The following is a 24,730-nucleotide window of genomic DNA, read 5'->3' as shown; positions in this document are numbered from 1 at the left end:
TGTCGCCTTGGCATTCGCCGAACCGCCCACGACCTGTTGCAGGCGGTATTCAGAGGTGGCTGGTGGAAACAGGGAGGCCGGGGTCGGTCGCGACGGTGAGTTCGGAAGGCTCTGCGCCGCCGGCGATCACGTGGGCGCCGAGGGTGGCGATCATGACGCCGTTGTCGGTGCACAGGCGCGGTTTGGGGACGCGCAGGGTGATACCGGCTGCGGTGCAGCGCTCTTCGGCCATCGAGCGGATGCGGGAGTTGGCGGTCGCGCCGCCGCCCAGCACCAGGGTGTCGACGCCGGTGTCCTGGACCGCGCGCACCGCCTTCATGGTGAGTACATCCGCCACGGCCTCCTGGAAGGACGCCGCGATATCCGGGATGGGCAGCTCGCGGCCTTCCCGTTGCGCCGCTTCGACATAACGGGCGACGGCGGTCTTCAGGCCGGAGAAGGAGAAGTCGTAGCGCGGGTCGCGGGGGCCGGTCATGCCGCGCGGGAAGGCGATGGCGCTCGGATCGCCCGCGGTGGCAATGGAATCCAGCACCGGCCCGCCCGGGTAGCCGAGGCCGAGCAGGCGGGCCACCTTGTCGAAGGCCTCGCCCGCGGCGTCGTCGACCGTGCTGCCCAATTCGGTGATGGGGTGGGCGAGATCGGTGACCTGCAGCAGGTGGGTGTGCCCGCCGGACACCAGCAGCGCGACCGCCGGTGGCATGGGCCCGTGTTCGAGGGTGTCCACGGCCACGTGCCCGCCCAGGTGGTTGAGCGCGTAGAACGGGATATCCCAGGCCGCCGCATAGGCTTTCGCCGCCGCGACGCCCACCAGCAGCGCGCCCGCGAGACCGGGGCCGATGGTGACGGCGAGGGCGTCGGGCTTGCTGATGCCGGCCGTGGCCAGGGCCCGGCGCATGGCGGGCACGATGGCCTCGAGGTGTGCGCGGGAGGCGATCTCGGGCACCACGCCGCCGAAGCGGGCGTGCTGGTCCACGCTGGAGGCGACCTCGTCGGCGAGCAGTTCGCAGCTGCCGTCGGGCAGTCGGCGCACGATGCCGACTCCCGTTTCGTCGCAGGAGCTTTCGATACCCATGACGATCATGACGAGACCTCGGCGTCGGTGGTGAATCCGTCCTGTGGGAAGCCGGCCATGGCGGGTCGCCGCATGGTGTACGCGTCGGCCCCGCTGGGCTGGTAGTAGTTCTTGCGCAATCCGATGATGTGGAAGCCGTGCTTCTCGTACAGCGTGATGGCGGGCGCGTTGTCGGTGCGGACCTCGAGGAACACCGGCCCGCCGCGGCGGCCGGCCTCCAGCAGCAGCGCCTCCAGCAGCAGGGTGCCGATGCCGCGCCGGTGCTCGGCGGGATCGACGCCGATGGTGTGGACCTCGGCCTCGGGATGTTCGGCGGTGCCGAGCAGTGCGATGCCCGCGTAGCCGATCATGCGGCCGTCGGCGTCGCGCGCGGTGATGTAGCGGTTGTGCGGTCCGGCCAGCTCCGACAGGAACGAAACCTCGTGCCAGGGATCGTCCTCCGGGAACAGCACCTGCTCGAGTTCGGCACAGCGGGTGACGTCGGCAGGCCGCATCGGTTCGATGCGGATGGTCATCGGCCCACCTGCGCGTAACTCTTCTCGACGGCATCGGGGCGGCGCAGGTACAGCGGCACCAGCGGCGCGGGCACGACGCCGGCCAGGATCTCGGCGGCGGCGCAGCGCACCAGGCCCGCCGGGGACGGCGTCTCGACCGGCAGCACCGGCAGATCGAAATAGTCGACGTGCGAAGCGGATCCGGCGATCACGGTGGCGGCGGCCTGATCCAGATCGGCGGGCTTGCTCACCTCGGGTCCCTCCGACCGAGTCAGGGTGCGGCCCCCGGCCGGGGTGCGGTAGCGCGCCCAGTACACCTCGCGGCGGCGGGCGTCGGTGACGACCAGCAGCTCGATCGGGTCGGCGCTCTCACGCAGATAGCTCTCGGTGTCGGCGGCGATGGCGTCCAGGCTGCACACCCCGTGCACCGGAACGCCCAGTGCGTCACCGAAGGCGGCCGCGGTGGCCATGCCGACGCGCAGTCCGGTGAACGGCCCGGGCCCGACACCGACCACGACAGCGGCGATATCGGCACGGGAGCGGCCGGATTCGGCGAGGCAGGCCAGGATCTGCGGGGTCAGCACCTCGTTGTGCGCGCGAGCGTCCACGGTCACCTTGGCGGTGATCGTGGTGATCTGCGGTGCGTTCGACCCGGGTTGCGCCGGTTCCAGTTCCACCAGTCCCGCCGTGACGGCGGGGGTCGCGGTGTCGACAGCCAATATCAGCATGATTGTCTTTACGATACCGGGTGGTACAGCCCACTCGGCGTGGTGTCTGCCTGCGGGAATTTACCGGCGTATCCGGGACTTTTCCGGTCCGGCTTCAAACCGCGGCGACCCACTCCCATTCGGCGGTGCGCACGTCGGACTCGGGTTCACGGCGCAGCTGCACGCGCAGATGGCGATCGGCCAGGTGTTCGGCCACGCCCAGACCCCATTCGACCACCACCACGGCGTGATCGAGATCCGTGTCCAGATCGAGGGCGTCCAGTTCGTCGAGGTCGCCGCCGAGTCGGTAGGCGTCCACGTGCACCAGCGCCACCGCACCCGGGTGGGTTCCGGCGCGGTGCTGGCGGGCGATGATGAAAGTCGGTGAGCTGACCCGTCCTTCGACACCCAGCCCGGCGGCGATGCCACGGGTGAGCGCGGTCTTGCCCGCGCCCAGCGGGCCGTCGAGGATGACCACATCCCCGGCCTGCAGCTGTCCGGCGAGCTCGCGGCCCAGCGCCTCGGTGTCCTCGACGGTGGCGAGCATGCGGTGATCGGTCACCGGTCACCGCCGACGTGGGTACGGACCACGCGGCCGCGGGGGTAGCAGACGATCTCGTAGTTGATGGTGCCGAGCGTGTCGGCCCACTCCTGGGCGTGCGGGTGACCGGGCTCACCACCGAACAGCACCGCGGTGTCACCCGCCCGGACCCCGGCTTCGTTCTCGCCCAGGTCCACCACGATCTGATCCATGCAGACCCGGCCGATCTGCGGGTAGCGGACGCCGCCCAGCGCCACCGAGAATCGGCCGCCCAGCGGGCGCGGCACGCCGTCGGCGTAGCCGGCCGGAACGAGGGCGACCGTGGTGTCCCGATCGGCGATCCACTCGTGACCGTAGGACACACCCTCCCCCGCCGCGACCTGCTTCACCCGGAGCACCCGGGCGCGGAAGGTCATGGCCGGACGCAGGCCGAAATCGGACAGCTCCGGGATTGGTGACAGGCCGTACACGGCGATGCCGGGGCGCACCATGTCGAAGGCGAGGTCCGGACGGGTCAGTGCGGCAGCGGAATTCGCCAGGTGCACCAGCTCCGGCTGCAGGCCGTGCTCCTTGGCTGTGGCGATGAATTCCAGGAACCGTTCGCGCTGCATGTCATTGACCGGATGCTGCGGCTCGTCGGCGAGCGCGAGGTGGGAGAAGATGGCGCGGAAGCGCACCGTCTCCTCGGCCACCAGCCGCCCGAGCAGGTCCAGCACCTCGGGGAATTCGGCGATGGGGATGCCGTTGCGGTTGAGCCCGGTATCCACCTTGAGACTCACGGTGGCGGTCCGGCCGAGCTGCCGCGCCGCCCGCGCCACGTCCTCGAGCTGCGCGAGCCCGGAGACGCCGATTTCGATATCGGAGCCGATGGCGCTCGCGTAGTCGGTATCGGAGGTGTTGAGCCAGCACAGGATCGGTGCGGTGATCCCCGCGGCCCGCAGCTCCACGGCCTCGCCGACCGTGGTGGTGCCGAGTTCCCGCGCGCCCGCCGCCAGGGCCGCCCGCGCCACCTCGGCCGCACCGTGGTTGTACCCGTCCGCCTTGACCACGACCATGACCGCGGCGTCTCCGGCGTGCTCGGCCAGGATCCGCACATTGTGGGCAATGGCATCCAGGTCGACGACGATCTCCACCTGTGGGTCTGGCTTCTTCACGCCCACGATACTGCCACGCTCCCCCGCAGCTCCGAACCTTCAGCGGGTGCTGAGAGCCGTTGACCGTCGCGCACCCGTGCCGGCGGTTGGGTGCCGAACCGATTTTGGACGTACCCGGCGAGTTACCCGGCCCTGACGAAATCAGTTGTCACCTTCGCAGCGGCAATCGCCGCCAACGCGGCGGACAACGACCCATCGCTCGACGGGAGCAGCGGCAGCCGGACGGCCGGGGTGGGGATGCGGCCCTGGGCGGCCAGAACCGCCTTCACCACAACGGGATTGGGTTCGGTGAACAGGGCGGCGGCGAGCGGAGCCAGGCGGTTGCCGAGTTCGCGGCCGGATTCCAGTTCGCCCCGGCGCCAGGCGGCGGTCAGGGCGGCGTAGGCGGCGGGGGCGACATTGGCGCAGGCGAGAATCGCGCCCGACGCGCCCAGGGCCAGCAGCGGGGCGGCATACAGATCGTCGCCCGCGAGCACCGAGGTGTGGTCGGGTATCCGGGACATGAAGGCGATCGTGGTGTCGTCGATGCCGCCCGCGGTGTACTTGAAGCCCGCGACGTTCGGCAGTTCGGCCAGGCGGAGCAGGGTATCGGCGCTGAGGGTCAGGGCCGTGCGGTACGGGATGTGGTAGATCAGCAGCGGCACGGGGCTGGCGGCGGCGAGGGTCCGGAAATGTTCGACCACACCGGCTTCCGAGGGCCGCGTGTAGTAGGGGACGACCGCGAGGGCGGCGGTGGCGCGCGGGTCGAGGGCGGTGAGGGCGCGGACCGAGTCGAGGGTGGCGTTGGAGCCCGCGCCGACGATGAGGGCGGCGGCGCGCTCGCGGCAGACGTTCGCGCAGATCTCGATGACCCGGGCCTGCTCGGCCGCGCTCAGAGTGGCCGGTTCGCCGGTGGTGCCGAGCGCGACCAGGCCCGCCGCGCCCGCGTCGAGGACCTCGTGGGCGAGCGCTTCCAGGGCGTCGGCGGCCAGGTCGCCGTCGGTGGTGAAGGGCGTGACCAGGGGCACGTAGAGGCCGGTGAATGTCATGTGTCGAGCGTGATCGATGCCGGGCTTCAGGTCTATTTCACGTTTCTTCGCCCGAGCATAAGATCAGCTGATGCTGGAGGTCCGCCGTCTGCGCCTGCTCCGCGAGCTCGCGCACCGCAAGACCATCGCCGCGGTCGCCGAGGCCCTGACCTATACGCCGTCGGCGGTGTCCCAGCAGCTCACCGCGCTCGAACGGGAGGCCGGGGTGCCGCTGCTGGAACGCACCGGGCGCAGCGTCACCCTGACTCCGGCCGCGCTGCGGCTGGTCGAGCACACCGAGACCATTCTGGCCGTGCTGGAACAGGCCACCGCCGAACTCGCCTCGGCCCGAACCGAACTCACCGGCACCCTGCGCATCGGTGCGTTCCCGACCGCCGTACACACCATCCTCTCCCCCGCGCTGGTATCGCTGAGCCGAGACCATCCGCGGCTGGAACTGCTTGTCACCGAACTGGATCCGGCGGCCGCCCCCGCCGCCCTGCGGGCCGAGACCCTGGATATCGCGCTGCTTCAGGAGTACGACTACGTTCCCCTCGCACCGGAACCCGGCCTCGACACCGAGCCGCTGTTCGAGGAAACCATCCACCTGGCCGCCCGCGAGCCCGGACCGCTTGCCGCACAGGCGGATTCGCCGTGGATCGCGGGCACGCCCGGGACCCTCTGCTACGAGATGACCGTCCGAGCCTGTCTCGCCGCCGGATTCACCCCGCGCATCCGCCATCACGCCGACGACTTCGGCACCGTGCTGGCGCTCGTCGCCGCGGGCCAGGGCGTGGCGCTCGTCCCCGACCTGGGGGCACTCTCGACACCCCCGGGCGTCACCCTCACCGCCCTGCCGACCCGCCGCCGCACCCACCTCGCCTATCGCAGCGGCACCGGCGCCCATCCGATCGTCACGGCCGCGCGCACCGCCCTGCATGCCGCCGCTACCGGTACGGCTGCGTGAAGTCGTCGGGATGGAACAGCGCGTAGGCGACGACGAACAGCCGAATTCTGGGGATCACCGGAGCTCGAGGGTCAGGCGGCGAGCTCGCGGAGGGTGCCGATGGCCTCGCCGACATGGGAGAGCAAGGGGGAGGCGGAGATCGGGGCTCCGGCGGAGGTGGTGGCGTGGGCCGCCAGATTGGCGGCGAGGGAGTGGGCGCGGGCGGCGGCCGCGGCGGCCCAGGACGGGTGGAGACCGCGGGCCAGGAGAGCGCCGACGATGCCGGAGAGGACGTCACCGGAGCCGGCGGTGGCGGCCCATGAGCCACCCGCCTCATTGACGAATACCGGGACGCCGGGGCCCGCGATCAGGGTGGCGCGGCCCTTCAAAAGCACTGTCACCTGCCAGGATTCGGCGAGCTTGCGGATGGCGGCGACGCGGTCGGGGCCGGGTTCGGCGCCGGTCAGGCGGGCGAATTCGCCGGCGTGCGGGGTGAGGATGGTCGGGGCGGGGCGGCCGGTGACGAGACCGGGCTCGGCGGCGAGCAGGGTGAGGCCGTCGGCGTCCACCACCACGGGCAGGTCGGTGGCCAGGATCTCGGCCAGCCGGTCGCGGGCGGCGGAGTCCGTGCCCGCGCCCGGGCCGAAGACCCAGGACTGGACCCGGCCGGTCGCGGAAATGGTCTCGGCGGCAATCACTTCCGGGAAGTGGGCGAGGACCTGCTCCGCGCCGGTGCCCGCGTAGCGCACCATGCCCGAGGTGGCGGCGACCGCGCCGCCCGTACACAGCACGGCCGCGCCCGGATAGGTGCCGCTGCCCGCGCAGACGCCGGTGACGCCCTGGGTGTACTTGTCGTCGGCGGGGCCCGGGACCGGCCAGCCCGCGCCGACCGCCCGCGGTTCCAGCGCGATGAGATTCGCCTCGCGCAGTTGTAATCCGATGGGCACCAACTCGATTCGGCCGCAGTGCGGTGCGGCGAGCGCGTGCACCGGCTTGCAAGCGCCGAAGGTGACGGTGACGTCCGCGCGGACGGCCGGACCGGTCACGGCTCCGGTATCGGGATCGACGCCGGAGGGGAGGTCGGCGGCGATGATCGGACAGCGCACGCCCGCAACCAGTTCGGCCGCCACCGGGCGCAGCGGGCCACGACCGGAGATGCCGACGATGCCGTCCACCACCAGATCCGGCGCGCCCAGCAGCTGATCGACCCGGTAGGGCACGGAGGTGCCGGTGTAGACGTGTTGCAGCAGCCCGGGTCGGCGCGGATCCGTTTCCCGCAGTTCCTCGGCGGTGGCGGTGACGGCGAGAATCCGCCCGCCCGCCCGGCGCAGGGCCGCCAGGCCCGCCGCGTGGGCGCGTTCCGGTACCAGCAGGACCGCTCGCACCGCGACCCCGCGCCGCCGCAGGAACGAGCCCGCCCACAGCGCGTCGCCGCCATTGTCGCCCGACCCGACCAGCAGGGTCACCGCGCGACCGGCGACGCCCGCGGTGCGTTCCCGCAGCTCCCGCGCCACCACGTCGGCGAGGCCGAAGGCGGCCCGCCGCATGGGCATTCCCTCGGAAACCCTGGTGAACAGCTCGGCCTCCGCGGCCCGGACCTCGTCGGCCGTGTAGTACCCGCGCACCGCCGGTGCGGTCATGATCGCCTCCCGGATGTGATTGCCTGCGCTTCAGGAGACTACGCCTGACGAATCGCGGCGCAGGTCAGCGCGGCGCCCGCGAATGGCGCGCTATCGCCGGGTACTAACCTGGCTGGCATGTCGATCCGTCGCCAGTCGTCCTCGCGTGTCCTGCTTCTCGTCGCCGTCGTGGCCGCGGCACTGGTGGCCGGGGGCTGCTCGTCGGACACCTCGAAGACCGCGGCCACCTCGACCACGGCCGCTCCGGCCGCCTCCGCGACGGCCACCTCCACCGGTCCGGCGGTTGCCGCCGCGGTGACCGTCGAGGTGAAGGACATGAAGTTCTCCCCGGCCGACATCACCGTCAAGGCCGGGGACACGGTGACCTGGAAGTTCGACGACCGCGCCCCGCACGCCGTGCAGGGCATCGGCGATGTCGCGCTGGGCATCAACAGCCCGATCATCCACAAGGGCGAGTGGAGCCACACCTTCACCACGCCCGGCACCTACCGCTACCTGTGCCCGCTGCACCCGGACATGAAGGGCTCGGTCACCGTCCAGTAGCCGCGCGGCTATTCGACCGTGACGGACTTGGCCAGGTTGCGCGGCTTGTCGACGTCGTAGCCGCGGGCCTGCGCCACCTCGGCGGCGAAGATCTGCAGCGGAACCGTGGACAGCAGCGGCTGGTACAGCGTTGGGGCCGAAGGGATTTCGATCAGGTGGTCGGCGAACGGGCGCACGGTGTCGTCGCCCTCCTCGGCGATGACGATGGTGCGCGCGCCGCGCGCCTGGATCTCCCGGATATTGCTGAGCAGCTTGGAGTGCAGCACCGCGCGGCCCTTCGGGGAGGGCATGACCACGAAGACCGGCAGCCCGTCCTCGATGAGGGCGATCGGGCCGTGCTTCAGTTCGCCCGCCGCGAAACCCTCGGCGTGCATGTAGGCCAGTTCCTTGAGCTTCAGCGCGCCCTCCAGAGCGACCGGGTAGCCGACGTGGCGGCCCAGGAACAGCACGGTCGGGACGTGTGCGAACTGACGGGCGATCTCCCGCACCCGGTCGGCCGACTCCAGCACCTGGGCAACGAGTTTCGGCATGGACTCCAGTTCGGCGAACTCGCGCGCCACCTCGTCCGGATACTTGGTGCCGCGCGCCTGCGCCAGTGCCAGGCCGACCAGATAGTTGGCGGTGATCTGGGCCAGGAACGCCTTGGTCGAGGCCACGCCGATCTCCGGGCCGGTGCGGGTGTAGAGCACAGCATCGGACTCGCGCGGGATCTGCGCGCCATTGGTATTGCAGATGGCCAGGACTCGCGCCTTCTGCTCCTTGGCGTGACGCACGGCCTCCAGCGTGTCGGCGGTCTCGCCGGACTGCGAGATGGCGACTACCAGGGTGGAACGGTCCAGAACCGGGTCGCGGTAACGGAATTCGCTGGCCAGCTCGACCTCCACGGGCAGCCGGGTCCAGTGCTCGATGGCGTACTTGGCCAGCAGGCCCGCGTGATACGAACTGCCGCAGGCGACCACGAAGACCTTGTCGAACTCGCGCAGCTCCTGATCGGCCAGCCGCTGCTCGTCCAGAATGATGCGGCCGCCCGCATAGTGGCCGATCAGGGTGTCGGCGACGCCGGCCGGCTGCTCCTGGATCTCCTTGAGCATGAAGTAGTCGTGGCCACCCTTCTCGGCGGCGGCCAGATCCCAGTCGATGGTGAACGGACGGAACCGGACACCGTCGGTCGCACCGGTGAAGTCGGTGACCCGGTAGCCGTCGGCGGTGATGACCACGGCCTGGTCCTGGCCGAGTTCGACTGCCTCCCGGGTGTGTTCGATGAAGGCGGTCACGTCCGACGCGATGAACATCTCGCCCTGGCCGACACCCACCACCAGCGGGGTCGAGCGGCGGGCGGCCACGATGGTGCCCGGGTGGTCGGCGTGCGAGAAGACCAGGGTGAACGCGCCCTCCAGGCGGCTCACCACCGCGAGCGCGGAGGCGACGAAATCACCGGCGGTGTCCCCGGCCGCGTAGGCGCGGGCCACCAGGTGCACCGCCACCTCGGTATCGGTGTCGCTGCCCAGCTCGACACCCGCCGACTCCAGCTCGCGGCGCAGTGGGGCGAAGTTCTCGATGATGCCGTTGTGCACCACCGCGACCCGGCCCGTGCCATCGCGATGCGGATGGGCGTTGCGATCGGTCGGCGCGCCGTGCGTGGCCCAGCGGGTGTGACCCATGCCGGTCGATCCGGCGAAACGGTCCCGGCCGATCTCGGCGAGCTCCGCCTCCAGATTGGCCAGGCGCCCCGCCTTGCGCTCGACCGCGAGGCCGCCCGCGCCGTTCAGGATCGCCACTCCCGCGGAGTCGTAACCTCGATATTCCATGCGGCGCAACGCATCGACCACCACGCCGAGCGCATCCCGGTACCCCACATACCCCACGATTCCGCACATGGCCCCCTAGCCTAACGGGGTAGCCGCGCCGGACATATCCGAGTCGATGTCCGACCGGGCGAAACGCCCCAAGCCCGCCTCCATCGGATAGGTTCTAGACCGTGTCGGCGTCTGTGAAATCGCTCCTGAGCACTCTGACCCTGCGTGGCCCGCACGAGGTGCTGCGCGGGAATCTCGGCATCGCCGGGCTGCCCGGCGTGGTGTACACGCCAGGGAAGGGACTCAATCTGCCCGCGGTTGCGTTCGGGCACGGGTGGCTGACCGGGGTCGGAAACTACCGCCGGCTGCTGGAGCACCTGGCCTCCTGGGGCTATGTCGCCGCGGCGCCCGACACCGAGCGCGGACCCATCCCCTCGCACCTGAACCTCGCGACGGATCTGCTGACCACCCTGGACATCTGCGCCGGAGTGCGGCTGGGCGCGGGCAATATCAGCGTGGATCCGAAGCGGCTGACCCTGGCCGGGCACGGTATGGGTGCGGGCGCTGCGGTCATCGCCGCCTCCCAGCGCGACGTCGCCGCCGTCGCGGCCCTGTACCCGTCCCCCACCGCGCCCTCCGCCGAGGCCCTGGCCCCCAAGATCGACGCTCCGGCCCTGATTCTGGCCGGCGCCACCGATATCGACTCGGTCAGCTCCGACGCCATCCCGCTGGCCGCCGCCTGGGGCGAGGGCGCGATCCTGCGCTCGCTCGACAAGTCCGGCCACAACGGCATGGTCGAGGGCCGCCGCGCCCTGTCCGCCCTCGGCGCGGGCAAGCACGAACCCAAGACCGAACGCCTCACCCGAGCCCTCCTGGTCGGCTATCTCAACTACACGGTCCTCGGCGACAAGAAATACAAGCCCTTCGCCGACCCCGAAGCCGCCCTTCCCCACACCCAGCTCGTGGATCCCAACGCCATCGAGGAAGAGCCCGAGCAGCCCCAGAAACTCCCCGTCCTCCAACTCATCCAAGCCCTGCGCAAGTAACCCGGGGCGGCCAGCGCACGCTCGGCTCGAGCGACTCCGCGGGTGGAACTGCGGCGCCTCCGGTTGCGCCGGCCTGGGGAGTTCGACGCCTCCTGCGGTGCTCTCCATCAGCCCGTCCGGACTCCCCAGCGCGGGAACCGGATTCACGGGCGAGACGGGGTCCCCGCTTGCGGCAGCGCGTCGTGGCGGGACGGGTGCTTGCGCGGAGTCCAGACAGCACCGGGCAGGACGACGATTACGGCGCGAGAGGTTCAGTGGTCTCCGGAATTTCGAGACCTCCGTCCGGGATCTCCAGTGGCGCGTGCGGTTCCGCTGACCAGGGCGCGGCTTCGGCGGGCGGTGCGTCGGATCCGGGTTGACCCGCAGCTGTTGGTGGAACAGGGTTTTCGAACGGGTGCACGGGCGGCGGGTCGGTCGGAACGGGCGGTGTCGGTGGCGCGCAACCGCCCGCGGTCTGGTCCGGAGCTGGATCGGGGGTGGGTGGCTGGGTGCAGTCGGGCACACCGCCCGCGGCGGTGGGTGGCGGGGACAGAACCTCGGGCGGCGCAGTCTGATTCAGGGTGCGATCGGGGCAGGGGTCCGACGGAGCGATCGGCGGGTCGGGAACCGTGCAGGTGCGGGGTGCACAGTCTGGACCGGGTGTTGCGCCGCCAGCTGTAGTGGGTGGCGCGTCCGCCGGGGTGGGCGGCGGGGTCGGGTCCGAGTGGGCACCACCGGCGGGCGCGGTGGGGGTATGGACCGGGTCGTCGGTGCTGAGGGCGGGGGCGCCGTTCTGGTCGAAAGACAGCGTGTAGGTCTTGGTTTGGCCCGATTCGTCGGTCATTGCAAGGGTCAGGTCGCCGGTGGGGGTGCGTTCGAGGACGAAATGCTTTCCGGACAGGTCGAATTCGAGTCGACCGGATGGGAGAGCCGGCTCATCCGAGTGATCCGGCTCGGGATCGGTTACGGCCTCGGGTTCACCGGGCGATGGCGACGTCTGGCCGGTGAGGGCGCCGAGCTTCTCTACGGCGGCGGAAATGCCCTGCTGGAGTCCAGTTCCGAGTTGGGTCAGAGTGTCTTTCAGAGTCCGGCCGAACTGGTTGGATCGCTGCTGGGCCAGGTCCGTGACTGCTGTTGTTCCAGTGTCCGCCGAGCCCGCGGAACCACCGGGCTCCGCACCGCTGAGGTCCGCAGCCCCGGCCGGTTGCGTCTCGGCGGCCGGCGCTGTGGAACCCGCCCGGCTGGGCAGGGATTCCGGCGGGACGGTGGACGGCTGGGCTCGATCCGGAGACGGTGGCTGGGCCGCGTCGGGTGTGGTTGCCCCACCCGATGGCGGCGGGTATCCAGGCGGGACGGCCGACTGCGAGGGCTGTGGGTGCGATGGCGGCGGCGTTGTCGCTGGGTACGACTGCGGCGCTGGAAGGGGCTGGGGCGCAGGAATACTCGGGGCCGGGCTCTCTTCGGGCCGGGGCAGCAGGGCTTGGGCGGGTTGCGGGTAGGGATGGTCGATGACCTGGGCCAGGGCCATGACGATGGTGCGGTAGTGGGATTCGAAGGTCGCGTTCGTGGCGGCGCAGGCGGCGCTGAAGGCCGCGAGCTTGTGATCGACGTCGACACGGAACGTTCCGGTGAGCCAGGCGTCGGTGGTGTCGAGGGCTTCGATGTCGTCCGGGGTTTTGCCGTCGATGGCGAGGCGGCCTTCGCCGTCCGGAGTGGGCTCGAGCAGGGCGAGGGTGTGTTCGGCCTTGGTGAGGACGGAGTCGCGGAGGGGGTCCAGGGCGGCGGCGATGGCGGTGGAGGCGGCGCGGATGGTATCGAGATCGTCGCGAGCTTGGCGCAGTTGGGAATTCACGATGGTGAGCGCCTCGGTGCCGGTGGCGCCGGTCCAGGCGGTGGGCAGGGTTTGCGCGATGGCCTGGTGCGATGACCAGCGCGACTCGGCATCCGTGAGCGCTCTGTCCAGTTCGGTTCGGGCGGTGTCGAATTCGACGAGATCCGCGCCTCGCTGCTCGTCGTAGCGGGCATAGAGGTCGGCGAGGACGAGCCCCTCCGGCGCGCCGAAGGCCCTGGTGTACAGGGGCAGAAAGTGTTCCCAGTACTGAAGGCCGGGCGCACCGTAGTCGAGAATCTGGTCGACACTCTTGCCGGTCGGGTCGAAGCTCATCGGCCCACCCTGGTGAGCGCGGTGGCGTGTTCACGGTCCAGGCGCGCGTATTCGGTGGCGGCGCGGTCGAATACCTCGGCGGTGGCGGAGGCGGCCGCACCCCAGTACCGCAGGCAAGCGGCCGCGCGCTCGAAGCCCTGGTGCACGGCAATGCCCTGCGCGGAATAGTTGCGCCCGGCTTCGTCCCTGCCGATGCCGAAGGCATGTTCGCCGACCGTACGGGCATGCCGCCCCAGGGCCGCCGCATTGTCGCGCAAGGTGGTGGCCCCGTCGTGCAGGGCCGCGATGCGCACGCCGAAATCGCCGGATTCACTCATTGCTCCCCCTCGAATCCCGATGCCCGTGAAAACCCCCGCCGCCCCGGCTATGTGCCGCCGAGGTGTCCTACGTCCATGCGCACCCACTCGGTGGTGCCGTCCGGATTGTGGTGGAACTCCCAGGCCGAGAAGTCCCCGCCGCTGTCCACCACGGTCACATGATCGGCGTAGCCGTCGTGATCCAGATCCGTCCACACCTGCATGGCATGATCGGTGCTGGTGGTCACGGTATCCAGCAGGCCGTCACCGTCGAGATCCTGCGTGGGGTGCGATAACTCGACCGCGCCGAGCCCGCCGAGCTCCGTGTGCGCGTCGAGATCCGGCAGCTCCAGTCCGGGCAGATCACCCGATGTGACCATGGTGTGCACTCCTCTGCTGTGACGTGGCTCTCATCCTGTCACTTTGCCGAGGCACCCGCATCACCCTCGATCGCGAATGTGGACAACTCGCGGCCTGTGGACAACTCACTGCTTCGGGATCACGATCCACAGCGCGATGTAGAGGAGGAACTGCGGCCCGGGCAGCAGGCAGGACAGCACGAACAGGGCGCGAATGAGGTTGGCGTTCCAGCCGAAGTACTGGGCGAGGCCGCCGCACACGCCGCCGATCCACTTGTCGGTGGTGGAGCGGGTCAGTCGCTTGGGGGCCGGAGTCGGAAACTGTGTCGTCATGTCTCCCACTGTGCCCAGTTCGATCTCGGCGCACATCGGTCGCGCGCCCCAATACGACCCTGAACTTTCCGAGGGCCGGAGTCAGGGTGCCACCCCGAACACGGCAGAATCGCCCTGGTGAGCACCACTCTGCATGCGCGCGGCCTGGCCGCCGGACACGGTGAGCGGATTCTGTTCTCCGACCTGGACCTGATCCTCGCCCCGGGCGATGTGATCGGGCTGGTCGGGGTGAACGGCGCCGGGAAGTCCACCCTGCTGCGCATGCTCGCCGACGGTCGCGCCCCCGAGGGCGAGATCGTGCTGAGCCCGCCCGACGCCACCGTCGGCTACCTGGCCCAGGAACCCGAGCGACTGGCCGGCGAGACCGTGCTCGAATTCCTGCGCCGCCGTACCGGTGTGGCCGCCGCCCAGCAGCTCATGGACGCCGCCGCCGAACGCCTCGCCGACGGCGGCGACGACGAGTACTCCCCCGCCCTGGAACGCTGGCTCGCCCTCGGCGGCGCGGACCTGGAACAGCGTGCCGAGGAGGTGGCGGCCGATCTCGGCATGGCCGAGAGCCTCCCGCACGGCCTCGACACCCCCATGACCGTGCTCTCCGGCGGTCAGGCCGCGCGCGCCGGGCTGGCCTCGGTCCTGTTGTCGCGCTTCGACATCCTGCTGCTCGACGAGCCGACCAACGATCTGGATCTCGACGGCCTGGCCCGGCTCGAGCAGTTCGTGACCGGCGTCCGCGAGCCCCTCATGGTGATCAGCCACGACCGGGAGTTCCTGGCGCGCACCGTGAATCGCATCGTGGAACTGGATCTCGCCCAGCAGCAGGTCGGCGTCTACGACGGTAGTTACGAGTCCTACCTGGAGGAGCGGGCGATCGCGCGCCGGCACGCGCGCGAGGCCTACGACGAGTACGCCGACACCAGGTCCGGTCTGGAAGCGCGAGCCAACATGCAGCGCAACTGGATGGAACACGGTGTTCGCAATGCCCGCCGCAAGTCGAAGGTGGACTCCGACAAGATGGGTCGCAAGGCCCGCGCGGAATCCACCGAGAAGCAGGCCGCCAAGGTCAAGCAAACCCTCAAACGCATCGAACGTCTGGACACGGTGGAGGAACCGCGCAAGGAGTGGGAGCTGCGCATGTCCATCGCCGCCGCCCCGCGCAGCGGCTCGGTGGTGGCGACCGTGTCCGGCGCCACCGTGAGCCGTGGCGACTTCACTCTCGGACCGGTGACGGTGCAGGTGGATTGGGGCGACCGCATCGTGCTGACGGGCGCCAACGGTTCCGGCAAGTCCACGCTGCTGTCCCTGCTGCTCGGAAAGACGAGGCCGGACGGCGGATCCTCCGCCCTCGGCTCGGGCGTCGCCGTCGGCGAGGTCGATCAGGCGCGCGGCCTGTTCCGCGGAACCGCCATCCTGGCCGACACTTTCAGCGCCGAGGTGCCCGACTGGAACGAGTCGGACGTCCGCACCCTGCTCGCCAAGTTCGGCCTGCGCGGCCCACATGTGCTGCGCCCCAATGACACTCTCTCCCCCGGCGAGCGCACCCGCGCCGCACTGGCCCTGCTCCAGGCCCGCGGCGTGAACCTGCTCGTCCTGGACGAGCCCACCAACCATCTGGACCTGCCCGCCATCGAGCAGCTGGAACAGGCCGTCGAATCCTTCGAGGGCACAGTCCTCCTGGTCACCCACGACCGTCGCATGCTCGACAATGTCCGCGCCACCCGCCGCTGGCACATGGACGGCGGGCAGCTCACCGAAACGCTCTGACCCCGTGCTCCCGGCATGCGATTCGGCATGCCGGGGCGGCAGGGGCTACTCAGACGGCGGCGACCAGCTTGGCGAGATTGTCGGCCAGGTCATGTGCCTGGGTGGGGTCGGTCGCCTCCACCATGACGCGGACCAGCTGTTCGGTTCCACTGGGGCGCAGCAGGATTCGGCCGGTGTCGCCCAGCAGGCGCTCGGCTTCGGCGACGGCCTCCAGCACCGACGGCGCGGCCGCGACCGCCGCCTTGTCGGAGACCGGGACGTTCACCAGCACCTGTGGGACGGTCTGCACGACGCTCGCCAATTCCGCCAGGCCGCGGCCGGTTTCGGCCATGCGGGCCATCAGCTTCAGGCCGGTCAGAATGCCGTCGCCGGTGGTACCGAACCGGGGGAAGACCACGTGGCCGGACTGCTCGCCGCCCAGGGTGTAGCCGCCCGCCCGCAGGTCCTCGAGGACGTAGCGGTCGCCGACGGCGGTGGTGCGCATGGTGATTCCGGCCTCGCGCATGGCGATGTGCAGGCCGAGATTGCTCATGACGGTGGCGACCAGGGTGTTCTGCACCAGGTCACCGGAGTCCCGCATGGCCAGGGCGAGGATGGCCATGATGGCGTCGCCGTCGACGACCGCACCGGTGGCGTCCACGGCCAGGCAGCGGTCGGCGTCGCCGTCGTGAGCGAGGCCGAGGTCCGCGCCGTGCTCGCGGACGGCGCGCTGGACCTGCTCCAGATGCGTGGAGCCACAGCCGTCATTGATGTTCAGGCCGTCGGGTTCGGCATTGATGGCGATGACCGTGGCGCCCGCCTCGCGGTAGGCGGTGGGCCCGACCTCGGAGGCCGCGCCGTTCGCGCAGTCCACCACGACGGTGAGCCCGCGCAGGTCGCGGCCGGTGGCCTGGACCAGGTGCTCGACGTAGCGCTCGTGGGTGCCTTCCAGGCTGAAGCGGTCGTAGACGTGCCCACCGAGCCCGGGACGGCCGAGCACCCGCCCGATCGCGGCCCCGGTGGGGCGGGTGAAGGCGCCCTCGGCGATGAGCGCCTCGATGCGGTCCTCGATGGCGTCGTCCAGCTTGTGGCCACCCGCGGCGAAGATCTTGATGCCGTTGTCCGGCATGGGGTTGTGCGAGGCGGAGATCATGACGCCCAGGCAGGCGTCGTACAGGCCGGTCAGGTAGGCCACGGCGGGCGTCGGCAGCACGCCGACCGACAGCACGTCCACACCGGCGGCGGTGAGGCCCGCGGTGACTGCGGCCTCCAGCATCTCGCCGCTGGCACGTGGGTCGCGGCCGACGACGGCCAGCGCGCGCTTCTTCCCCCGACTCAAGACCTGCGCGGCCGCTGATGAAACCTGCAGCGCGAGTTCCGGACTCAACGATTCATTGGCGAGCCCGCGCACACCATCGGTGCCGAACAAACGTCCCATTACCTCAACACCCCTGCTGGTTCGGTCGATACAGCACGAGAGCAGGCTTCCGGCCCTCTCCCGGACTCTCGCACTCCGCCGCGTTCCGCGGCGGAGTGTGTCCAGGAAATAAGGGGCAACAGTTGTGAAAACTGTTGCGGGGAGCCTGCTCTCGTACAGGTTGCCGTGTAGACCGTACCGTGCCCGGCCCCCGGAAGGACCGGGCACGGTAGAGCCCGACGGCGCAATATCAGCGCTTCGAGTACTGAGGCGCCTTGCGGGCCTTCTTGAGGCCGTACTTCTTACGCTCGGTGGCACGCGGGTCACGGGTCAGGAAGCCGGCACGCTTGAGGGCGGGACGGTCGTCCGGGGTGACCTCGATGAGGGCACGCGCGATGGCGAGGCGCAGGGCGCCGGCCTGACCGGACGGGCCGCCGCCGACCAGGCGGGCGTGCACGTCGAAGGTCTCGGTGCGCTCGACGGTGACCAGCGGGGACTTCACCAGCTGCTGGTGCACCTTGTTCGGGAAGTAATCCTCGATGGTGCGGCCGTTCAGCACGAAGTTGCCGGAACCCGGCACCAGGCGCACGCGGACCACGGCCTCCTTGCGGCGGCCGACGGTCTGCACCGGGCGGTCGATGACGACCGGGGCGGAGAAGGTCTCGGTGTACTCGGCCTCGGCCTCGTAACCGTCACCCTCCTCGACGACCTCCACGGCGGTGTCCTCGACGACGTAGTCGTCGTTGAATTCCTCAGGAGCGGTCACTGGGCCACCTGCTTGATCTCGAAGGGGATGGGCTGCTGGGCGGCGTGCGGGTGGTTCGGGCCCGCGTAGACCTTCAGCTTGCGAATGATCTGGTTGCCCAGCTTGTTCTTCGGGATCATGCCCTTGACGGCACGCTCGACCAGGCGGTCGGGGCGGGTGTCCAGGATCTGGCCCACGGTACGACCCTTCAGACCACCGGGGTGGCCGGAGTGGGTGTAGAGGACCTTGTCCTCGCGCTTGTTGCCGGAGACGGCGACCTTGTCCGCGTTGATGATGATGACGAAGTCGCCACCATCCACGTTCGGGGCGTAGGTCGGCTTGGTCTTGCCGCGCAGCAGGTTGGCAGCCTGCACGGAAAGACGGCCGAGCACTACGTCAGTGGCGTCGATGACGTACCACTTGCGGGTCACGTCACCGCCCTTGGGGCTGTACGTAGGCACAGTGCATCCCTGTCTGTCGTAGGTTTTGCCAGCCAAGCGTGAGGTCGAGCTGATTCCCGGCGGCCGGTGGAGACCCGGGGCTCGTACGACAACCGGTTACCCGGCCGTACCGCACGCCAACGAGCCACCTTACCAGCGAGGGCGACCGTCTCCCGAATCGGTCCCGGCGGGCAGGGAACGCCCGAGCGGAGAGTGATTCATCTCACAGCCTAAGCGGAATGAGTACCTCCGGTACAGGCATTGCAAGGAGGACGGGAACCATCGCGACGGTTGGTCCAGCCGTCCTGCCAATGGAGGCCGCCATGGCGATCAGTATCCAGCCGACGCATTGGCGCGCAGCGGCGATGCCTCACCCGCATGCGGCCGCCATGCGCCGGATCCTGCTGACCGTGGTGACCGGAAGTCTGGTCTTCCTGATCCCCTGGATCGCGTACCTCTCGGTCAGCCTGCCCTCCGAACGGCAGGTGAGCCAGTGGGACATCGCGTGGGTGGGCTTCGATTTCGCGCTGGTCGGCGCGATCGGGATGACCGCCTGGCACGCCTGGCGGCGTCGGCAGGTCTTCATACCGTGGGCGATGATCACCGGGACGCTGCTGATCTGCGATGCCTGGTTCGACATCGTGCTCGACTGGAACAGCCCGGATCTGTGGTTCGCCGTGCTCTCCGCCGGCATCGGCGAACTGCCGCTGGCCGCGTTGCTCTTCTACGCGGCCCGGCGGCTGCTGCGACTCACCATCGAACGCGCCTGGGCGCTGACCGGTCACACCGGACCCGCGCCCCGGGTCTCCCGGGTCGAGCTGCTGACCCTCACCAACTGGCTGCGGCTCGACGATCTCGCGGCGGACGGATCAGATGTGCAGGGGCGGGCCCGGATCGGCGCCGCGCGCGGGGCCGGGAATGGTGTAGCGCAGCGTGTCGATGCCGAAGCGTAGACAGTCCTGATCCCTGGGATCACCGACGGTGGCGATGCCCGCGTGCGGGAGGCCGGACACGAACGGGGTCACGGCGCAGGATTCGTTGACCGGGCTCACGGTCCCGCCACCGTCCCGAATCACGGTGTCGGAGGTCGTGGTTGACGCGACCGGATCGGACCGCTGGTCGGAGTGCGCGCCCAGCAGCGACAACGCCGCCGCGCCGACGATGATCGGAGCGCCGAAGGGCTTGCGCATCTTGTTCCACAGTTTGCCCTTGCGCTGCTTGTGCTCGCCCTCGGAGCCGGATTCCGAATCCGACTGCCCAGCCGCATCTTCCGGCGTTTGCGGATCCGCCCCACGCGCCCCCGTCGACATCGACCCACCGTACATCCCGCCGGACTGGCCAGGTGCGTTTCCACCGGATCCAGCAAAACTTCCGCGACCCGAACCGGACGTATCTCCCTCGGGCCCATAGGGACCGACCGGGTAGCCGCCGGTGTTGTACCCACCCTGCTGCCCATAGCCGCCCGAGCCGTATCCGCCCTGACCGTACTGCCCGGCGGCGCCCTGCTGCGGGGTGTACTGGCCACCCGGATTCGGCTGCGCACCGCCCGGACCGTAGCCGCCCTGAGCGGCCGCATCGGAGCCCGGAGCATTCGCCGGACCGTAACCCACACCGGCCGGGTAGCCGGAGGACCCGGCGCCCGATCCGGATTGACCGGAACCGTAGGAACCACCGGGTCCGTACTGGCCGGCGGGCTGCCCCCCGGACTGGCCGTAACCCGGCTGCCCGTAGCCACCGGCCGGCCCGTAACCGTACGATCCGGCGGGCGCACCAGCTGAACCGTGTTGCGCGCCTCCGGCACCCGAACCCTGTTGCGCGCCTGCACCCGAACCCGGCCCGGCATCGGCGGCGGGCGCGCCCGGCTGACCGAATCCCTGCTGGCCCGCCCCGGCGCCGCCCTGGCCCATGACCGTGGTCAGCTGATCATCGGCCGGCGACCCGGGCGGCCGCATGAACCGGCCACCCACGCCCTCCAGCCCGGGCGGCAGTGTGCCGCGGCCGCCGGCCACCGGCTGCGGCCCGGTGCTCGGATTCTCGGTGCCACGGGGAACCCCTTGGCCCGCATCGCCGCCCGGCGGCTGCCCCGCCGCCTGCGCGGTGCCGCCCGCCGCCTGCGCGGTGAACCGCGCGACTTCCTCGGCCGTCATCCGCTGGGTCAGGCCGCCGGGTCCGGTCGGCGCACCCGCGCCGGCGCTCTGAGATGCAGCCTCCTGCGCGGTGATTCGCCTGGTGAGTCCTTCCGCGGCGGGATCGGCGGCGGCCTGTGGGCCAGTCCCACCTGCCCGCTTCGCCTGGGCAGCGGCGGTGATGGCCGCGGCCTCCTCGGCGGTGAGGCGGACGGTCGCGCCCGCCGGGACATCACCCGAGTGATCCGGCGCGGCAGCGGGATCGACCGTGGGTTGCGGGCCGGTGCCGCGCGCGGAATCCGGTCGCTGCGTGCCGGATTCGGGTGCGGGCGGTGAATCCATGTGCCGGGGAATCAATTCCGGCTGGTGGGCCAGCGGCTCGGGCTGACGCTGCAGTGGCTGCCCGGCAGCCGGGCCGCCGGTGACATGACGCGGACCCTGCTCGATCGGGCGCGCATCGGCGCCCGCCGGCTGTGGCGCGGCAGCCGCGGGCCGGTCGTAGGCCGGGTCGCCCTCGCTATCGGCGACCAGCAGATGGGCCGCGCCCAGGACCAGGGCGTGCATCGGGTGATCGGCGACCTGGAAGCGGTGGCCGAGATGGTTCTGAAAGGCCAGGCGCAGTGCGTCGTTGAAGCACACGTTGCCGGTGAGCAGCACCGTCGAGGTGTCTGCATCGATGGCGCGGGCCGCGGCCATCACCTCGATGACCACGTTGTCGGCGGCGTGGGCCTCGTGCAGCGCCTCGGCGGTGATGGCGACGCTGACCGACTCGGTGGGCTGATCGTCATTGCCGTGGACGGCGACGACAAGACATTCGCGGCCGTCGGAGTAGACGCCGACCGCGCCGACCGCCGGACCGCGACCGGGCGCGCGCACCAGCCCCAGGGCGCGGACATAGCCGGAGAGCGCGACCGATTCGGGCAGCGGCTCGGCGGGCACGCCGAGTTGCTCGACCAGGCGCACGAATTCGTCGACCTTGGGGTCGGGCCATTCATCGGGGAAGGGCAGCGCGAGCACGTCCGGCGCACCGCCCAGGTGCTCGACGATGGACGCGAGCGGATTGTGCATGCGGGCCCGGAAGACCAGCTCGGCCGGCCAGGTCGCCCCGGCCACCACGATCTGCGGATGCCCGATGATGTCGCGCACATCGGAGATGGCGATGCCGACGTCGGGACGCCGGTCCACGCCGGCGGTGTGTAGCCGGCCGGACGAATCCGCCAGCAGGTACGCGGGCGGTGTGTATGAGCTTTCGACCTGGACCGGGCGAATGGGCGAACCGCCGCCACCGGCGGCCACCGACACCACGTCCCAGCCGAGATGCACTGCCCCAACTCGAGCCGTCACAGTCATCAGTCTGCCTGCTCGCTTCGCGGCGCGCGCGACCGAATCCACACTTCGCACCCCCGCCTGCGCGAATGGCCGATCACGCAGCCGACTTCTTCAAGCGCAGGCGCGACCAAGTGAACAGGGCGAGCAGCACGGCGATCACGGCGAGCACGGAGACATCCAGTGCCCACGCGCCGACGGTGTGCTTCCAGAAGTGGTCCTGCTGCGCCGCCGCCGAGGCCGACAGATTGGGCAGATCGACCGTGGACGCCCCCGCGGAATAGCCCCAGCGCGAGGGGAACAGCCAGGAAAGCTGGTCCAGCACAACGCGGCCCGTCACCGGGATCATGCCGCCCGCCATCACCAGCTGCGCCATGATGATCACCACCAGCAGCGGCATCACCTGCTCATTGGACTTGGCCAGCGCGGACAGCGCCAGACCCAGCACCACACAGGTCACCGCGGTGAGGGCGACATCGAGATAGAGCTCCGCCGGGCCGTAGGGAATCACCGCGCCCTTGCTCGGCGGCTTCTTCACCGCCAGCACGATGCCGATCATCACGGCCGACTGCAGCAGTGCCGCAAGGCTGAAGACCACGACCTTCGACATCAGGTATGCGCCGGAACGCAATCCGACCGCACGCTCCCGGTAGTAGATGGCCCGCTCGCCGACCAGGTCACGCACCGTGAGCGTGGCGCCCATGAAGCAGGCGCCGAGGATGAGCACCACCAGCAGCTGCTGGGCCTCGCCATTGTTGGCGCGCACGAAACTGCCGTCGGGCGCCTGCACGAAGCCCACGGACTCGAATCCGCTCTTGCCCTGCACGACCAGCGACAGGCCGCCCAGCACGAACGGCAGGATCGCGAGGAACGCCAGATAGCCGCGATCGGCGAAGATGAGCCGCAGCTGCCGCCGCGACAGCGTCGAGAACTGTTTGAGCGGACTGGATTTCGGCGCCTTTGCCCGTTCCACCGGTTTGACCGGCGCGGGCGGCTCCGCGAATGCCTGGCGGGAGCGGAAATTCGCGAAGGCCCCGTCCGGATCGGCGGCGACGCGGCCGAAGATCTCGGCCCAGTCGCTGGTGCCCATGACGTGCCCGACGCTGCCCGGGTGACCGCAGAAGGCGGTCTTGCCGCCGGGCGCGAGCAGCAGCACCTGATCGCACATGTCCAGGCAGGCCACCGAGTGGGTGACCACGATGACGGTGCGCCCGGCATCGGCCAGCTCCCGCAGCATGGTCATGACCTGCCGGTCCAGCGCCGGGTCCAGGCCCGAGGTGGGCTCGTCCAGGATCAGCAGCGAGGGACCGGTGAGCAGCTCCATGGCGACCGAGGCGCGTTTGCGCTGACCGCCGGAGAGCCGGTCCACGCGGGTGTCGGCGTGCTGGGTGAGCGAAAGTTCCTTCAGCACATCGGCGATCACCTGCTGGCGATCGGTCTTGCTGGTGTCCGGGGGCAGACGCAGCTGGGCGGCGAAGTTGAGCGCCTGCTTGACCGTCAGCTGCCGGTGCAGCACGTCGTCCTGCGGCACCATGCCGATACGAGAGCGCAGTGCTTCGTACTCGGCGTGCAGGTTGCGGCCCTCGAAGGTGACCACGCCCGCGGACGGATGCGTCGTTCCCGCAATGAGTTTCGACAGGGTCGACTTGCCCGCGCCGGAGGGGCCGATCAACGCGGTCAGGGAGCCGCGCCCGGCCTGCATGTTCACGTCGATGAGCAGCTGCTTGTTGCCCTCGACGGTGAACGAGACGCCGTGCACGTGCAGACCCTGCTCGGCGACCGGCCGCTGGCGATGGACCAGCGTGCCCTCCTGCACGACGAAGTCGACGTTACCGATGGTGACGATGTCGCGTTCACGCAGCAGCGCCCGCTGTTCGCGGCGGCCGTTGACGAAGGTGCCGTTGGCCGAGCCCAGGTCCTCGATGGCCAGGCCCTGCCGGTCCGGCACCAGGCGGGCGTGCCGGCGCGAGGCCATCGGGTCGTTGACCACGATCTGATTGTCGCTGGTACGGCCGATGTTCAGGCCGTCGCGCGGGACCCGGTCGGCGCGCGCGATGGCGGCGGTGGAGGCGCGGGCGCGGATCGGTGGCAACGCGGAGGTGGTCGCCTTGGTGGTCATGTTGATGGCGTCGCCGCCGCTCGCGGGCGGTGTATTCACCGGCGGGCGAGGCACATTCGGCGTCGCTGAGGTGGCGGCGGGCGGATTCTGCCGCTGCTGCACGGGATTCGGCTGCTGATGCTGCGCCGGGTTCGGCTGCTGGGGCTGGGGCCCGGACATCGGCCGGTTCAGGTTCGGCCGCTGCGCGAGATTCGGGTTGTGCTGAGCCTGGTTCGGCCACGCCTGCTGCGGATTCGGCCGCGACTGCACGGGCGGGCGCTGTGCGAAGGGCTGGACCGGCGGCTGCTGCGCCTGCTGGACGGGCGGCCCGGCCTGCGGCATCGGCCGGGACGGCGGCCGATTCGGCGGCGGCATCATGCCCGGGCGCTGCTGCTGCGGCGGCGTGCCACCGCCCCGGCCGGTCTGCGGCAGCAGGTGCAGCAGCGGCCCGGTGATGGCATCGCCGAGCCGCACCTGGGTGGGCCGGTTGATGACCAGTGGCGTGGTCAGGCGGCGGGCGTCCACGAAGACGCCGTTGGTGCTGCCGTTGTCGCTGAGCATCCACGACCCGGCCTCATAGCTGAGGGTCGCGTGCACCCGGGACACCAGCGGGCTGTCGACGAACAGCGTCACCTCCGGCGCCCTGCCCATGGTGATCTGCTGGGTCGCGTCGAAGACCCGCTCGGTTCCTTCATGACGCACGGTGATCTGCTGCGCCCCCGGTGAAGACATGGCTGGATAATAAGCGAAGCCCCCGAAGT

Annotated in this window: 22 protein-coding genes; 5 read left to right on the top strand and 17 right to left on the bottom strand. The window is 70.4% G+C overall.

Translation table 11 applies throughout. The features are described 5' to 3' along the window. Positions 1–49: 49 nt before the first annotated feature. From tsaD to dapA, 6 genes are all read right to left on the bottom strand, one after another. Complete coding sequence (gene tsaD / locus ACQP1O_RS04770; RefSeq protein WP_433564674.1) at positions 50–1,081, bottom strand: tRNA (adenosine(37)-N6)-threonylcarbamoyltransferase complex transferase subunit TsaD; 1,032 nt, start codon at positions 1,079–1,081, stop codon at positions 50–52. Beyond that, a complete protein-coding gene (rimI, locus tag ACQP1O_RS04765; protein ID WP_433564673.1) occupies positions 1,078–1,587 on the bottom strand; it encodes a ribosomal protein S18-alanine N-acetyltransferase in 510 nt (169 codons plus the stop codon). The genes tsaD and rimI overlap by 4 nt, the downstream gene beginning before the upstream one ends. Next, on the bottom strand, positions 1,584–2,294 hold the full coding sequence (tsaB, locus tag ACQP1O_RS04760; RefSeq protein ID WP_433564672.1) for a tRNA (adenosine(37)-N6)-threonylcarbamoyltransferase complex dimerization subunit type 1 TsaB: 711 nt from the start codon (positions 2,292–2,294) through the stop codon (positions 1,584–1,586). The genes rimI and tsaB overlap by 4 nt, the downstream gene beginning before the upstream one ends. A 94-nt stretch (positions 2,295–2,388) precedes the next feature. After that, positions 2,389–2,820, bottom strand: coding sequence for a tRNA (adenosine(37)-N6)-threonylcarbamoyltransferase complex ATPase subunit type 1 TsaE (gene tsaE / locus ACQP1O_RS04755; RefSeq protein WP_433567578.1), 432 nt, complete (start codon positions 2,818–2,820; stop codon positions 2,389–2,391). 11 nt (positions 2,821–2,831) lie between these two features. Further along, complete coding sequence (alr, locus tag ACQP1O_RS04750; protein WP_433564671.1) at positions 2,832–3,968, bottom strand: alanine racemase; 1,137 nt, start codon at positions 3,966–3,968, stop codon at positions 2,832–2,834. A gap of 122 nt (positions 3,969–4,090) precedes the next feature. Then, on the bottom strand, positions 4,091–4,996 hold the full coding sequence (gene dapA / locus ACQP1O_RS04745) for a 4-hydroxy-tetrahydrodipicolinate synthase (RefSeq protein ID WP_433564670.1): 906 nt from the start codon (positions 4,994–4,996) through the stop codon (positions 4,091–4,093). Between the two features lie 70 nt (positions 4,997–5,066). Between dapA and ACQP1O_RS04740 the strand changes: the two genes are divergently transcribed. Further along, the gene (locus ACQP1O_RS04740) at positions 5,067–5,942 is read left to right on the top strand and encodes a LysR substrate-binding domain-containing protein (RefSeq protein WP_433564669.1); all 876 of its coding nucleotides are present in this window, start codon (positions 5,067–5,069) and stop codon (positions 5,940–5,942) included. Positions 5,943–6,013: 71 nt separating this feature from the next. On the opposite strand, the gene ACQP1O_RS04735 is transcribed toward ACQP1O_RS04740, so the two are convergent. Beyond that, the gene (locus tag ACQP1O_RS04735) at positions 6,014–7,546 is read right to left on the bottom strand and encodes an NAD(P)H-hydrate dehydratase (protein WP_433567577.1); all 1,533 of its coding nucleotides are present in this window, start codon (positions 7,544–7,546) and stop codon (positions 6,014–6,016) included. Between the two features lie 132 nt (positions 7,547–7,678). Between ACQP1O_RS04735 and ACQP1O_RS04730 the strand changes: the two genes are divergently transcribed. Beyond that, on the top strand, positions 7,679–8,104 hold the full coding sequence (locus tag ACQP1O_RS04730) for a plastocyanin/azurin family copper-binding protein (protein WP_433564668.1): 426 nt from the start codon (positions 7,679–7,681) through the stop codon (positions 8,102–8,104). A gap of 8 nt (positions 8,105–8,112) precedes the next feature. Here the strand turns inward: ACQP1O_RS04730 and glmS are convergent, their stop codons facing one another. Further along, positions 8,113–9,981 (bottom strand): glutamine--fructose-6-phosphate transaminase (isomerizing), encoded by a 1,869-nt coding sequence (gene glmS / locus ACQP1O_RS04725; RefSeq protein ID WP_433564667.1) that lies wholly within the window; start codon positions 9,979–9,981, stop codon positions 8,113–8,115. 101 nt (positions 9,982–10,082) lie between these two features. On the opposite strand from glmS, the gene ACQP1O_RS04720 reads away from it, so the two are divergent. Continuing rightward, entirely contained in the window at positions 10,083–10,946 is an 864-nt protein-coding gene (locus tag ACQP1O_RS04720; protein ID WP_433564666.1) for a dienelactone hydrolase family protein, read from the top strand. Positions 10,947–11,181: 235 nt separating this feature from the next. Here ACQP1O_RS04720 and ACQP1O_RS04715 read toward each other — a convergent pair whose 3' ends face one another. From ACQP1O_RS04715 to ACQP1O_RS04700, 4 genes are all read right to left on the bottom strand, one after another. Then, on the bottom strand, positions 11,182–13,089 hold the full coding sequence (locus tag ACQP1O_RS04715; protein ID WP_433564665.1) for a hypothetical protein: 1,908 nt from the start codon (positions 13,087–13,089) through the stop codon (positions 11,182–11,184). Continuing rightward, positions 13,086–13,406 (bottom strand): hypothetical protein, encoded by a 321-nt coding sequence (locus ACQP1O_RS04710; RefSeq protein WP_433564664.1) that lies wholly within the window; start codon positions 13,404–13,406, stop codon positions 13,086–13,088. Before ACQP1O_RS04710 ends, ACQP1O_RS04715 begins: the two co-directional genes overlap by 4 nt. 47 nt (positions 13,407–13,453) lie before the next feature. Further along, the gene (locus ACQP1O_RS04705) at positions 13,454–13,765 is read right to left on the bottom strand and encodes a DUF6802 family protein (protein ID WP_364605403.1); all 312 of its coding nucleotides are present in this window, start codon (positions 13,763–13,765) and stop codon (positions 13,454–13,456) included. Positions 13,766–13,870: 105 nt separating this feature from the next. After that, a complete protein-coding gene (locus tag ACQP1O_RS04700) occupies positions 13,871–14,077 on the bottom strand; it encodes a PspC domain-containing protein (protein ID WP_433564663.1) in 207 nt (68 codons plus the stop codon). 117 nt (positions 14,078–14,194) lie between these two features. Between ACQP1O_RS04700 and ACQP1O_RS04695 the strand changes: the two genes are divergently transcribed. Beyond that, entirely contained in the window at positions 14,195–15,838 is a 1,644-nt protein-coding gene (locus ACQP1O_RS04695) for an ABC-F family ATP-binding cassette domain-containing protein (protein ID WP_433564662.1), read from the top strand. Positions 15,839–15,887: 49 nt separating this feature from the next. Here ACQP1O_RS04695 and glmM read toward each other — a convergent pair whose 3' ends face one another. The 3 genes from glmM to rplM form a co-directional block, all read right to left on the bottom strand. Then, on the bottom strand, positions 15,888–17,255 hold the full coding sequence (gene glmM, locus ACQP1O_RS04690; RefSeq protein WP_433564661.1) for a phosphoglucosamine mutase: 1,368 nt from the start codon (positions 17,253–17,255) through the stop codon (positions 15,888–15,890). Positions 17,256–17,484: 229 nt separating this feature from the next. Beyond that, positions 17,485–18,000: a 30S ribosomal protein S9 gene (rpsI, locus tag ACQP1O_RS04685; RefSeq protein WP_433564660.1), complete on the bottom strand. Its 516-nt coding sequence runs from the start codon at positions 17,998–18,000 to the stop codon at positions 17,485–17,487. Then, positions 17,997–18,440, bottom strand: a complete 444-nt coding sequence (rplM, locus tag ACQP1O_RS04680; protein WP_326309446.1) for a 50S ribosomal protein L13 — start codon at positions 18,438–18,440, stop codon at positions 17,997–17,999. Before rplM ends, rpsI begins: the two co-directional genes overlap by 4 nt. Positions 18,441–18,742: 302 nt before the next feature. Here rplM and ACQP1O_RS04675 point away from each other — a divergent pair, with 302 nt between their 5' ends. After that, complete coding sequence (locus tag ACQP1O_RS04675; RefSeq protein WP_433564659.1) at positions 18,743–19,372, top strand: hypothetical protein; 630 nt, start codon at positions 18,743–18,745, stop codon at positions 19,370–19,372. Here the strand turns inward: ACQP1O_RS04675 and ACQP1O_RS04670 are convergent. Further along, positions 19,289–21,889 (bottom strand): hypothetical protein, encoded by a 2,601-nt coding sequence (locus tag ACQP1O_RS04670; protein WP_433564658.1) that lies wholly within the window; start codon positions 21,887–21,889, stop codon positions 19,289–19,291. The genes ACQP1O_RS04675 and ACQP1O_RS04670 overlap by 84 nt on opposite strands. Positions 21,890–21,968: 79 nt before the next feature. Beyond that, the gene (locus tag ACQP1O_RS04665) at positions 21,969–24,701 is read right to left on the bottom strand and encodes an ATP-binding cassette domain-containing protein (RefSeq protein WP_433564657.1); all 2,733 of its coding nucleotides are present in this window, start codon (positions 24,699–24,701) and stop codon (positions 21,969–21,971) included. Between the last annotated feature and the right edge of the window lie 29 nt (positions 24,702–24,730).

Origin of the sequence: Nocardia sp. CA-151230 (assembly GCF_050942175.1) — a bacterium.
GTDB lineage: Bacteria > Actinomycetota > Actinomycetes > Mycobacteriales > Mycobacteriaceae > Nocardia.
Note: the sequence above shows the minus strand (reverse complement) of the source record. Positions and strands in the feature narration are given on the sequence as shown.

What these genes read in the sequence shown, in the direction of transcription:
- tsaD (WP_433564674.1), bottom strand. Translation starts at nt 1,081, where the DNA reads ATGATCGTCATGGGTATCGAAAGCTCCTGCGACGAAACGGGAGTCGGC.
- rimI (WP_433564673.1), bottom strand. Translation starts at nt 1,587, where the DNA reads ATGACCATCCGCATCGAACCGATGCGGCCTGCCGACGTCACCCGCTGT.
- tsaB (WP_433564672.1), bottom strand. Translation starts at nt 2,294, where the DNA reads ATGCTGATATTGGCTGTCGACACCGCGACCCCCGCCGTCACGGCGGGA.
- tsaE (WP_433567578.1), bottom strand. Translation starts at nt 2,820, where the DNA reads ATGCTCGCCACCGTCGAGGACACCGAGGCGCTGGGCCGCGAGCTCGCC.
- dapA (WP_433564670.1), bottom strand. Translation starts at nt 4,996, where the DNA reads ATGACATTCACCGGCCTCTACGTGCCCCTGGTCACGCCCTTCACCACC.
- ACQP1O_RS04740 (WP_433564669.1), top strand. Translation starts at nt 5,067, where the DNA reads ATGCTGGAGGTCCGCCGTCTGCGCCTGCTCCGCGAGCTCGCGCACCGC.
- ACQP1O_RS04730 (WP_433564668.1), top strand. Translation starts at nt 7,679, where the DNA reads ATGTCGATCCGTCGCCAGTCGTCCTCGCGTGTCCTGCTTCTCGTCGCC.
- glmS (WP_433564667.1), bottom strand. Translation starts at nt 9,981, where the DNA reads ATGTGCGGAATCGTGGGGTATGTGGGGTACCGGGATGCGCTCGGCGTG.
- ACQP1O_RS04715 (WP_433564665.1), bottom strand. Translation starts at nt 13,089, where the DNA reads ATGAGCTTCGACCCGACCGGCAAGAGTGTCGACCAGATTCTCGACTAC.
- ACQP1O_RS04710 (WP_433564664.1), bottom strand. Translation starts at nt 13,406, where the DNA reads ATGAGTGAATCCGGCGATTTCGGCGTGCGCATCGCGGCCCTGCACGAC.
- ACQP1O_RS04705 (WP_364605403.1), bottom strand. Translation starts at nt 13,765, where the DNA reads ATGGTCACATCGGGTGATCTGCCCGGACTGGAGCTGCCGGATCTCGAC.
- ACQP1O_RS04700 (WP_433564663.1), bottom strand. Translation starts at nt 14,077, where the DNA reads ATGACGACACAGTTTCCGACTCCGGCCCCCAAGCGACTGACCCGCTCC.
- glmM (WP_433564661.1), bottom strand. Translation starts at nt 17,255, where the DNA reads ATGGGACGTTTGTTCGGCACCGATGGTGTGCGCGGGCTCGCCAATGAA.
- ACQP1O_RS04675 (WP_433564659.1), top strand. Translation starts at nt 18,743, where the DNA reads ATGGCGATCAGTATCCAGCCGACGCATTGGCGCGCAGCGGCGATGCCT.
- ACQP1O_RS04665 (WP_433564657.1), bottom strand. Translation starts at nt 24,701, where the DNA reads ATGTCTTCACCGGGGGCGCAGCAGATCACCGTGCGTCATGAAGGAACC.